The sequence below is a fragment of the Stenotrophomonas sp. genome (assembly GCF_050737075.1).
Lineage (GTDB): Bacteria > Pseudomonadota > Gammaproteobacteria > Xanthomonadales > Xanthomonadaceae > Stenotrophomonas.
Genome location: NZ_JBOHXV010000066.1, coordinates 17,366 through 27,686, shown reverse-complemented (window position 1 = coordinate 27,686; position 10,321 = coordinate 17,366). Strand labels below are relative to the sequence as shown.

The following is a 10,321-nucleotide window of genomic DNA, read 5'->3' as shown; positions in this document are numbered from 1 at the left end:
CACTACGTTCTCCGCACCTCGCCGTAGCGCCGGGCTCTGCCCGGCCCTTTCACCGTTCGATACGCCAAACGTCTCAATCCAGACCCGTCAGGTTATGGATCGACCTGTACCCGCTGCCTATCCTGAGCGCTGACTCTTACGCACCGGCCCGCCCCCACGGGCCCAGACGCAATGAACGGCGACACCGCAGCGCTGCCGCAGCGCAGTTCCACCAACCACCGGCCCACGGCTTCGGAGCACATCGAGCAGGGCACGCCCGCCTTCCGCCGCACCGCGGCGGCGCTGTTCCTCGCCGGCTTCTCCACGTTCGGCCTGCTCTACACGGTGCAGCCACTACTCCCCGAGTTCAGCCGCCACTTCGGCGTCTCCGCCGCCAACAGCGCGCTGGCGCTGTCGCTCAGCACCGGCCTGCTGGCGGTGTCGATGCTGGTGGCCGGCCTGATCTCCGACCGGGTCGGCCGCCGCGGCGTCATGATCACCGCCTTGCTGGCCTCCACCGTGCTGTCCGCGGCCAGCGCCATGGTCCACGACTGGACCACCCTGCTGATCCTGCGCGCCCTGCTCGGCATCGCCCTCAGCGGCGTTCCCGCGGTGGCGATGACCTACCTGGTGGAAGAGATGGACAGCCGGGCGCTCGGCCTGGCCATGGGGCTGTACATCGGCGGCAACGCGGTCGGCGGCATGAGCGGGCGGCTGATCGCCGGCATCGTGGCCGACCACTGGGGCTGGCGCTGGGGCATCGGCGTGGTCTCGCTGATCGCCGTGCTCAGCACCGTGCTGCTGTGGGTGCAGTTGCCGCCGTCGCGCCATTTCCAGAGCCGTCGCGGCGGCCTGCGCGAACTGCCTACCCGCTGGCGCCAGCTGTTCGCCGACCCCGGCCTGCCATCGCTGTTCGCCACCGCGTTCGTCCTCATGGGCGTGTTCGTCACCCTCTACAACTACCTCGGCTATCACCTGCTGGCGCCGCCGTACCGGCTCAGCCAGACCGTGGTCGGCCTGATCTTCAGCGTGTACCTGGTCGGCACCTTCAGCTCCGCGTGGATGGGCCAGCAGGCCAACCGGCATGGCCGCGGCCGCGTGCTGGGCATCTGCTACGGGCTCATCGCACTGGGCATCGTGATGCTGGCGCTGCCGTGGCTGGGCTGCATGGCGGTGGGCATCGCGCTGGTGACCTTCGGCTTTTTCGGCGGCCATTCGGTGGCCAGCAGCTGGGTCGGCAGCCGCGCCGGCGTGATGCGTGCCGAAGCGTCGGCGCTGTACCTGTTCGCCTACTACCTGGGATCCAGCCTGGCCGGTGCGGCCGGCGGGGTGTTCTACACCCGCTGGGACTGGTGGGGCGTGTGCGCCTTCACCGCCGTGCTCACCGCCATCGGCGCCACCATCGCCTGGCGGCTGGGCCGCCGCGCGCAACCGCTGCCGGCCGCCCTGGCGGTCAGCCGCTGAAGCCGCCCTGCAGCAGCCGGGTGAAGTGCGTGATCAGCGGCGAGGGCCCGCCGCGCCGGTAGGCCACATGCACTTCCGAACTGGCGGCGCGATCGCTCAGTGGTACGAAGCGCGCGCCCTCCACGTGGATGTGGCTGCACGAGGCGGGCAACACCGTTACGCCGAGCCCGGACGCGGCCAGGCTGATCAGCGTGGACGCTTCGCCCGCCTCCTGGATGATGCGCGGCGTGAAGCCGGCGCTGCGGCACAGCGCGATGAAATGGTCGTGGATGCCGGCGCCGACCTCGCGCAGGAAACCGACGAAGGGCTCGTGCGCGAACTGGCGCAGCGCCACCGGCGCACCCACAGGAAGATCGCGGATCAACGGATGCTGGTCATGCACCACCAGCGCCAGCGGATCGCTGAACAACTTGCGTGACATCAGCGGCGTGGGCAACGCGCGCTTGCGGATCAGCCCCACGTCCAGCTCGTTGGCCACCAGCGCATCGATCTGCTGCAGGGTATTCATCTCGCGCAGCTTCAACTGCACCTGCGGGAACTGCTGGCGGTAGGCGAAGATCGCGCGCGGAATCTGCGTGGACAGCGGCGTGGCACGGGTCAGCCCGATGCGCAGCTCGCCGGTCTCGCCGCGCTGCGCGCGCTGGGTGAGGTCGATGGCCTGGTCCACCCGCGCCAGCGCCTCGGTGGCCTGCGCCTGCAGCACGCGCCCGGCCTCGGTGAGTTCCACCCGGCGGTTGCTGCGCAGGAAAAGGCGCGCGCCCAGCAGCGTTTCCAGTTGCCGGATCTGCTGGCTGAGCGGCGGCTGCGACATGCCCAGGCGCTCGGCGGCGCGGCCGAAGTGCAGCGTATCGGCCACCGCCAGGAAGTAACGCAGGTGGCGCAGTTCAATCGACATGGCAGCGCATCAGCGTTCGGAATGACCGCTTTCATCATAGCTGCGCGGACTGAACAGGTCCGGCTGGATCAGCTCGATGAAGGCACGCGCCTGCGGCGACAGGAAGCGCCCGCGGCGCACGATCACCCCGTAGCTGCGCTCGGGAAACCAGGCGCTCATCGAACGCGTCACCAGCCGGCCACGGTCGGCATCGTTGAGGCACAGCGCCGGCACGATCGAAATGCCCATGCCCATCGCCACGTACTGCTTGATCACCTCCCAGCCACCCACTTCCAGCGCCACCGTGTATGGCACGCGCTGGCGCTGGAACACCTGGTCCACCAGCCGGTAGGTGATCTGGCGCTTGGGCGGCAGCACCAGCGGATAGGCCGAGATCGCCTGCAGGGTCAGCTCCGGCGCGGTGGCCAGCGGGTGGTCGGGCGGGGCGATCAGCACCTGCTCGAAGCGGTAGGCCGGCGCGTAGCTGAGGTCGGCGGGCACGTCGGTCATCGAGCCCACCGCCAGGTCGGCCGCGTCGCTGCGCAGCAGGTCGGTGCCGTCGGCGCTGATCGCGTTGTGCAGGGTCAGGCGTACGTCCGGGTGACGCTGGCGGAAGCGCTCCACGATGCGCGGCAGCAGGTACAGGATGGTGGAGCTGTTGGCGGCGATGTTGAGCTCGCCCGCGTCCAGCCCTTTCACCTTGTCGCGGAAGCTGGCCTCCAGCCCGTCCAGGCTTTCCACCAGCGGCTGGGCCATCTCGAACAGCAGCTGGCCCTCGCGGCTGGGCACCAGCCGGCGCCCGCTGCGCTCGAACAGCACCAGCCCTAGCTCGCGTTCCAGCGCCTGCAACTGCTGGCTGATGGCCGGCTGGCTGACGAACAGCGCCTCAGCAGCCCGTGAGACCGAGCCCAATCGCACCGTCTGGCAGAACGCCCGCAGCGGCTTGAGCCGGTCAGACTTGTAGGAAAAACGGGGACTTGGCGGTCGCGGCGTGGGCATGATGTAACGACTATAAGCCGGACTTATGTAAAGCATTGCGATAACTGTTTTGTCAAATACCACACTCCGGCGCACGGTGGGGTCACCCGCAACGCAGGAGTTGGACATGTCCGCTGTCGCCGCCTTCGCCACCGCCCAGCCCACCCCGGCCGATGCCCCGGCCACCCCGGGCATCGCCCTGACCACCCAGCTCGCCGGCCAGTCGGCCCTGCTGCCGGCGGGGGTACTGGCGCTGCTGGTGTCGCTGCACCGCGCCGTGGAACCGGAGCGCCAGCGCCGCCTGCAGGCCCGCCGCGAGCGCCAGGCGTTCTTCGACGGCGGTGGCCTGCCGGACTTCCGTTCCGACACCGCCGCCATCCGCAGCGACGACTGGCGCGTGGCGCCGATCCCGGACGCGCTGCAGGACCGCCGCGTCGAGATCACCGGCCCGACCGACCCGAAGATGGTCATCAACGCGCTGAACTCGGGCGCCAAGGTGTTCATGGCCGACTTCGAGGATTCCACCGCCCCGGCCTGGCGCAACCTGCTGGCCGGCCAGCAGGCCCTGATCGGCGCCGTGCGCGGCGACCTGACCCATACCGGGCCGTCGGTGGACGGCAAGCCGGGCAAGCAGTACGCCCTGCGCCCGCTGGACGAGCAGGCGGTGCTGATCGTGCGCCCGCGTGGCTGGCACCTGGACGAGAAGCACGTGCGCATCGACGGCCAGCCGCTGGCCGGCGGCCTGTTCGATGCCGCCGTGTTCGCCTTCCACAACGCCCGCACCCTGATGTGCCGCCAGCGTGGTCCGTACTTCTACCTGCCCAAGCTGCAGTCGATGGAAGAGGCCGCGCTGTGGGAGACCGCGCTGTCGCACATCGAGGGCATGCTCGGCCTGCCGCATGGCCAGATCAAGGTCACCGTGCTGATCGAGACGCTGCCGGCGGTGTTCGAAATGGACGAGATCCTGCACGCGCTGCGCGACCGCATCGTCGGCCTGAACTGCGGGCGCTGGGATTACATCTTTTCGTACATCAAGACCTTCCGTAAGCACGCCGACAAGGTGCTGCCCGAACGCGGCCAGGTGACCATGACGCAGCCGTTCCTGAAGGCCTATTCCGAACTGCTGATCCAGACCTGCCACCGCCGTGGCGCGCATGCGATGGGCGGCATGGCCGCGCAGATTCCGATCAACCACGACGCGGCCGCGAACGAGCAGGCGATGGCCCGCGTGCGCGCCGACAAGCTGCGCGAAGTCACCGCCGGCCATGACGGCACCTGGGTGGCGCACCCGGCGCTGATTCCGGTGGCACAGGCCATCTTCGACGAACACATGCCCGGCCCGAACCAGCACGCCGTCCTGCGCCGCGACGTGCAGGCCAACCGCGATGCATTGATCGCCGCGCCCACCGGCACCATCACCCGCGCCGGTTTCGAGGGCAACGTGGAGGTCTGCGTGCGCTACCTGGCCGCCTGGCTGGACGGCAACGGCTGCGTGCCCATCCACCACCTGATGGAAGACGCGGCCACCGCCGAGATCAGCCGCAGCCAGCTGTGGCAGTGGCTGCACGTGCCGGGCCAGCACCTGGACGACGGCACCGCCATCGACCTGGCGCTGCTCGACGCCACCCTGGCCCGGCTGCCGGCCCGCCTGGGCGAGCGCAGCACCCTGCCGGGCGGGGCGCGTATCGACGAAGCCATGGCGCTGCTGGCCGAACTCAGCCGCCGCAATGAACTGACCGATTTCCTGACTTTGCCGGCATACGACCGGATCGATTGACCCGCCTGCCGGGCAGAGCCCGGCGCTACGCATCTGAACACCCGTAGAGCGGGGCTCTGCCCCGCTGCCGACCAACCTGGAGAACCGCCATGAGCAAGCTGCCCACCGCCGAACAGATCCAGCACGAATGGAACACCGACCCGCGTTGGGCCGGCATCCAGCGCAACTACAGCGCCGCCGATGTGGTGCGCCTGCGCGGCACCGTGCACGTGGAGCACTCGCTGGCCCGGCTGGGCGCGGAAAAGCTGTGGAAGTACCTGCATGAAAAGGACTTCGTCAACGCACTCGGCGCGCTGACCGGCAACCAGGCCATGCAGCAGGTCAAGGCCGGGCTCAACGCCATCTACCTGTCCGGCTGGCAGGTCGCCGCCGACGCCAACCTGGCCGGCCAGATGTACCCCGACCAGTCGCTGTACCCGGCCGACTCGGTGCCGGCGGTGGTCAAGCGCATCAACAACACCCTGCTGCGCGCCGACCAGCTGCACCACGCCGAAGGCAAGGACGAGATCGACTTCCTGCAGCCGATCGTGGCCGATGCCGAGGCCGGCTTCGGCGGCGTGCTCAACGCCTTCGAACTGATGAAGGCCATGATCGAGGCCGGCGCCGCCGGCGTGCACTTCGAGGACCAGCTGGCCTCGGTGAAGAAGTGCGGGCACATGGGCGGCAAGGTGCTGGTGCCCACCCGTGAGGCGATCGAGAAGTTGAACGCCGCGCGCCTGGCGGCCGACGTGCTGGGCGTGCCGACCCTGCTGGTGGCCCGCACCGACGCCGAAGCGGCCGACCTGCTGACCAGCGACATCGACGCCAACGACCAGCCCTTCGCCACCGGCGAGCGCACCGTGGAAGGCTTCTACAAGACCCGCAACGGCCTGGACCAGGCCATCAGCCGCGGCCTGGCCTATGCGCCCTACGCCGACCTGATCTGGTGCGAGACCGGCAAGCCGGACCTGGAATTCGCCCGCAAGTTCGCCGAAGCCATCCACGCCAAGTTCCCGGGCAAGCTGCTGGCCTACAACTGCTCGCCCAGCTTCAACTGGAAGAAGAACCTGGACGACGCCACCATCGCCACCTTCCAGAAGGAAATCGCCACGTACGGCTACAAGTTCCAGTTCATCACCCTGGCCGGCTTCCACGCCCTGAACTACTCCATGTTCAACCTGGCCCACGGCTACGCCCGCCGCCAGATGAGCGCCTTCGTCGAGCTGCAGGAGGCCGAGTTCGCCGCCGCCGACCGGGGCTTCACGGCGGTCAAGCACCAGCGCGAGGTGGGCACCGGGTACTTCGACGCGGTCACCCAGGCCATCCAGCAGGGCCAGTCCTCGACCACCGCCCTGACCGGCTCGACCGAAGAAGAACAATTCCGGGCAGCCTGAGGTAGGAACGGCGCGGCGCGCCCCTCGCGGTAGCGCCGGCCGTTGGCCGGCCCTCGAAACCCCCGCCCAAACCACACAAGGCCGCCCCTGTAGGGGCGGCCCTTACTTTTGCAAGCCCCCGCCAGATGCTACGGTCTGCGCCATGGGCACCATGCGGTAGAGGATGGCCGGTTTGGGCCGGTTGCCGCGTTGGGGAAGGTTGGGCCGGAGCGCCGGAGAAATCCGGGCGCCGGGGCATGGAAATGGGATGAGGCGCACACTTTTAAGGAGTGTTATCCTCGTCCGCTCACCGGGGGACGCTGGGAAGCGGGTGTTGTCATGACCGGCAAGTTTGCGACGAACATGTGCGAACCAGAACCAGGCATCGCCGAGACCGCGATGGCTGAGATTGTGCATGCCGTGCTGAGCGCAGGCGAGTTCGCCCTGTTTGCCGAATTCGGGCAGCAACGCCACCTGCGCGCCGGGGAACACCTGTTCCTGCGTAACCAGGGCGGTGACACCATGTATGTCATCGTCAGCGGCAGCATCGAGCTCGACTTCGGCGAGGACCTGGTGGTCAAGTCGCTGGGGCCGCATGAATTCTTCGGCGAACTCGGCCTGCTGATCGGTGACCATCCCCGCAGCGCCGACGCCCAGGCCACCGCAGACACCCTTGTGCTCGAACTCAGCCATGGCGATTTCCAGCGCCTGGTCGACCGCGACCCGGGCATGGTGGCCTACTTCCTGCGCCGCACCATCATGCGGGTGGTCAGCAACGAACAGGTGTTGATCCGCCAGTTGCGCCGCCGCAACCACGACCTCGAAGCGGCGCTGGACAACCTGTACGTCACCACCCATCAGCTCACCCACACCCGGGAGCTGGTCCGCACCGACGAAATGACCGGCCTGCACAACCGCCGCGGCCTGGCGCTGTACCTGCAGGAATGCCGCAGCCACGACGACGGTGCGCCGCAGGGCCTGCTGCTGATCGACTGCGACCACTTCAAGCGGGTCAACGACGAACATGGCCACCAGGCCGGCGACCGCGTGCTGCAGAGCGTGGCCAACATCCTGCGTTCGGTGGCCACCGAACAGGACCGCGCCTGCCGGCTGGGCGGCGACGAATTCTGCCTGCTGCTGCGCGTGGCCGACCCGGACACCCTGCAACATGCGGCCGAATTCATCCTCAGCGCCGTGCACGGCTTGATGGGGCGGGCCACCGGCCAGCCGCACGTCTGCCCGGTCAGCATCGGGGTCAGCCTGCTTGACCCTCACAGTGACTGGAGCGAGTGGTACGCTCGCGCCGACAACGCGCTGTACCAGGCCAAGCGCCTGGGCGGCAACCGGCTGCACTGGTCGCGTGCCGCGACCGCCAAGCCCTGACGGGACTCCCGCATGAACGGCGACATCGGAACGTCGACCCAAGCCCCCCAGCTGCGCGCGCTGCTGTTCACCGACCTGTGCGACTCGGTGCTGCTGGTCGAGCGGATCGGCGACAGCGCCGCCGCCGAGCTGTTCCAGCAGCACGACCGGCTGGTGCTGACCCTGCAGCAGCAGTGGAACGGCCACCAGATCGACCGTTCGGACGGCCTGTTCCTGCTCTTCGAGCGCGCCATCGACGGGCTCGGCTTCGCCCTGGATTACCAGCGCGGCCTGCAGGAGATCGGCAAGGAGCGTGGCATCGAACTGCGGGCGCGTGCCGGCCTGCACGTGGGCGAAGTGCTCACCTGGGAGAACAGCCCCGAAGCCGTCAAGGCCGGCGCCAAATCGCTGGAGGTCGAAGGCCTGGCCAAGCCCATGGCCGCGCGCCTGATGACCCTGGCCCGCCCCGGCCAGATCCTGCTTTCGGCGGTGGCCGAATCGCTCACCCGGCGCGCGACTGGCGAACTGGGCGAGCGCGCCGACCGCCTTGTGTGGAAGTCGCACGGGCGCTGGCGCTTCAAGGGCATTCCCACCACCCAGGAAGTGGTCGAAGTGGGTGAGCCGGGCTTCGCCCCGCTGCGCATGCCGCGCGGCACCGCCAAGGCCCGGCGCGATCTGCCGCTGTGGCGTCAGCCCGCGGCCCTCGCTGCCGAAGTAGCGGTCCTGGCCGTGCTGGTGGTGGGCGGGTGGGCACTGCTGCGCCCGGAGCCTGCCATCGCCTTTGCCGAGCGCGATTGGGTGGTGATGGCCGACATGCAGAACCTCACCGGCAACGCATTGCTCGACGATTCGCTGCAGCAGGCCTTCCGCATCAGCCTGGAGCAATCGCGCTACGTCAATGTTGTCAGCGACATGAAGGTGCGCGACACGTTCACCCGCATGCGCGTGGCCCCGCGTGCCCGGGTCGACCGCGGCCTCGCCAGCGAGGTGGCCCTGCGCGACGGCGCGCGCGCGGTCATCCTGCCCAGCGTGGCTGAAATCGGCGGACGCCTGCGCATCAGCATCGAAGTGATCGATCCGTCCAACCAGAGCACGGTGTATGTCCTGGCGCGCGACGCGCGCAACATCGACGGATTGCTGGCCTCCGTGGACAACGTCGCCATCGGGCTGCGTGACCGCCTCGGTGAGTCGCAGGATGCCATCCGGCAGGCCTCCGACGCGCTTCCGGCCGTGACCACCGACGACCTGGACGCGTTGAAGATCTATGCGATCGGCATCAAGGCCTACAACGAGGCGCGGCTGGACGACGCGCGTGCCTTCTTCGAAAAGGCCGTGGAAATAGACCCCGAATTCGCCCTGGCCTACGCCGGCATCATGCGCACCTACGTCACCCAGTCCGAAGCGGACCGTGGCGAGCCTTACCTGCGCAAGGCCGCCACGCTGCGCGCGCACCTGCCCACCCGCGACAGGCTCTACATCGATGCCTGGACGGCGGAATTCGAGCCGCATCCCTCGCGCAATGCCCCGGAGAAATGGCGGGTCTTCTCCCAGATCTACCCCGATGTCGTCGGTGCGCAGCACAACTACGCCTGGGCCGAATACGTGATGGGCAACCTGGATGCGTCCATGGCCGCCGCCGCCCAGGTGGCCGCGTCGAAGGAGCCGTTGCGTTACATCGGGCGTGATCTGATGGGGCGCATCCATCTCGCGCGCGGCCAGTTCGGGCAGGCAGAGGCGGCATTCGCCGATGCCGAACGCACCAGCGGTGCGCTGCCGGGTCGGCGCCATGCCGCGGCGCTGGCCGCGCAGGGCCGGACCGATGCCGCACTGGACATGCTGCAGAAGCGGGCACAGAGCGGTTCGCGCGATCCGCTGCTGCACATCGAATGGACCGCGGCCCTGCTGGATGCAAAACGGACCGACGCCGCGCTTCGCATTGCCCGCGAAGGGTTGGCCATGACCGAGGACACCGACAACGAGGTCATCAACGGCCCGCTGCGCATCGGCATGCTGGCGGCCCAGTACGGCACGGCCAACCCGCCTTCGCGCAAGGAGCTGCATGTCTTTACCGAGCAGATACTGCGCGCGGCAGAGCAGGCCGGGGTCGGCGAGCGGGATGATCTGGTGGCCATCGCCCTGGCGACCGCACGGCTTGGCCAGCGTTTCGCGCAGCAGCCGGTGCAGCCGGCCGTGATGGCGCGGCTGGAGGCCCTCGTGGCGCGCTCGGGCCATCCGGGCAGTGCCGGGTTGCTGGTGGTGGTGCAGGCCGACCAGTGGCGCCTTGCCGGGCAGCCTGCGCGTGCCATCGACCACCTGCGTCCGCAGGGCAGCGGCACCGAATCGGTCCAGTGGCACGTGGCCATGCGCGATTCCCTGCGCGCTACCGGCGATGCGCAGGGCGCGGCGGCACAGATGAAGTGGCTGTCCGCGCATCGCGGCAAGGCCTATGCCGACCCCATCGGTGCGCAGGCCTTCGTGGTGATGAACGTGGTGGACGTGCCGGTGGCCGCAGCACCCGCTGCGGCCAACGGATGA

The 10,321-nt window shown here is 68.9% G+C and carries 7 protein-coding genes; 5 read left to right on the top strand and 2 right to left on the bottom strand.

Annotated features, from left to right (window positions below; all coding sequences use genetic code 11):
* Positions 1–171 precede the first annotated feature (171 nt).
* On the top strand, positions 172–1,443 hold the full coding sequence (locus ACREPD_RS15330; RefSeq protein ID WP_431600121.1) for an MFS transporter: 1,272 nt from the start codon (positions 172–174) through the stop codon (positions 1,441–1,443).
* Here ACREPD_RS15330 and ACREPD_RS15325 read toward each other — a convergent pair.
* Complete coding sequence (locus ACREPD_RS15325; RefSeq protein WP_431600120.1) at positions 1,433–2,338, bottom strand: LysR substrate-binding domain-containing protein; 906 nt, start codon at positions 2,336–2,338, stop codon at positions 1,433–1,435. The two genes, ACREPD_RS15330 and ACREPD_RS15325, sit on opposite strands and share 11 nt — an antisense overlap.
* A 9-nt stretch (positions 2,339–2,347) precedes the next feature.
* Positions 2,348–3,316 carry a LysR family transcriptional regulator gene (locus ACREPD_RS15320; RefSeq protein ID WP_431600119.1) on the bottom strand — a complete coding sequence of 323 codons (969 nt, stop codon included), beginning with the start codon at positions 3,314–3,316 and terminating at the stop codon, positions 2,348–2,350.
* A gap of 106 nt (positions 3,317–3,422) precedes the next feature.
* Here ACREPD_RS15320 and aceB point away from each other — a divergent pair, with 106 nt between their 5' ends.
* The 4 genes from aceB (at position 3,423) to ACREPD_RS15300 (ending at position 10,321) form a co-directional block, all read left to right on the top strand.
* Positions 3,423–5,072, top strand: a complete 1,650-nt coding sequence (gene aceB / locus ACREPD_RS15315; protein ID WP_431600118.1) for a malate synthase A — start codon at positions 3,423–3,425, stop codon at positions 5,070–5,072.
* Between the two features lie 89 nt (positions 5,073–5,161).
* Positions 5,162–6,445, top strand: a complete 1,284-nt coding sequence (aceA, locus tag ACREPD_RS15310) for an isocitrate lyase (RefSeq protein WP_431600117.1) — start codon at positions 5,162–5,164, stop codon at positions 6,443–6,445.
* A 318-nt stretch (positions 6,446–6,763) separates the two neighbouring features.
* Entirely contained in the window at positions 6,764–7,807 is a 1,044-nt protein-coding gene (locus tag ACREPD_RS15305; protein ID WP_431600116.1) for a diguanylate cyclase domain-containing protein, read from the top strand.
* 12 nt (positions 7,808–7,819) lie between these two features.
* Positions 7,820–10,321: a putative peptide modification system cyclase gene (locus ACREPD_RS15300; protein ID WP_431600115.1), complete on the top strand. Its 2,502-nt coding sequence runs from the start codon at positions 7,820–7,822 to the stop codon at positions 10,319–10,321.

Bases quoted from the DNA above. Each gene is read 5' to 3' on its own strand.
- ACREPD_RS15330 (WP_431600121.1), top strand. From the start codon at position 172: ATGAACGGCGACACCGCAGCGCTGCCGCAGCGCAGTTCCACCAACCAC.
- ACREPD_RS15325 (WP_431600120.1), bottom strand. From the start codon at position 2,338: ATGTCGATTGAACTGCGCCACCTGCGTTACTTCCTGGCGGTGGCCGAT.
- ACREPD_RS15320 (WP_431600119.1), bottom strand. From the start codon at position 3,316: ATGCCCACGCCGCGACCGCCAAGTCCCCGTTTTTCCTACAAGTCTGAC.
- ACREPD_RS15305 (WP_431600116.1), top strand. From the start codon at position 6,764: ATGACCGGCAAGTTTGCGACGAACATGTGCGAACCAGAACCAGGCATC.
- ACREPD_RS15300 (WP_431600115.1), top strand. From the start codon at position 7,820: ATGAACGGCGACATCGGAACGTCGACCCAAGCCCCCCAGCTGCGCGCG.
- aceB (WP_431600118.1), top strand. From the start codon at position 3,423: ATGTCCGCTGTCGCCGCCTTCGCCACCGCCCAGCCCACCCCGGCCGAT.
- aceA (WP_431600117.1), top strand. From the start codon at position 5,162: ATGAGCAAGCTGCCCACCGCCGAACAGATCCAGCACGAATGGAACACC.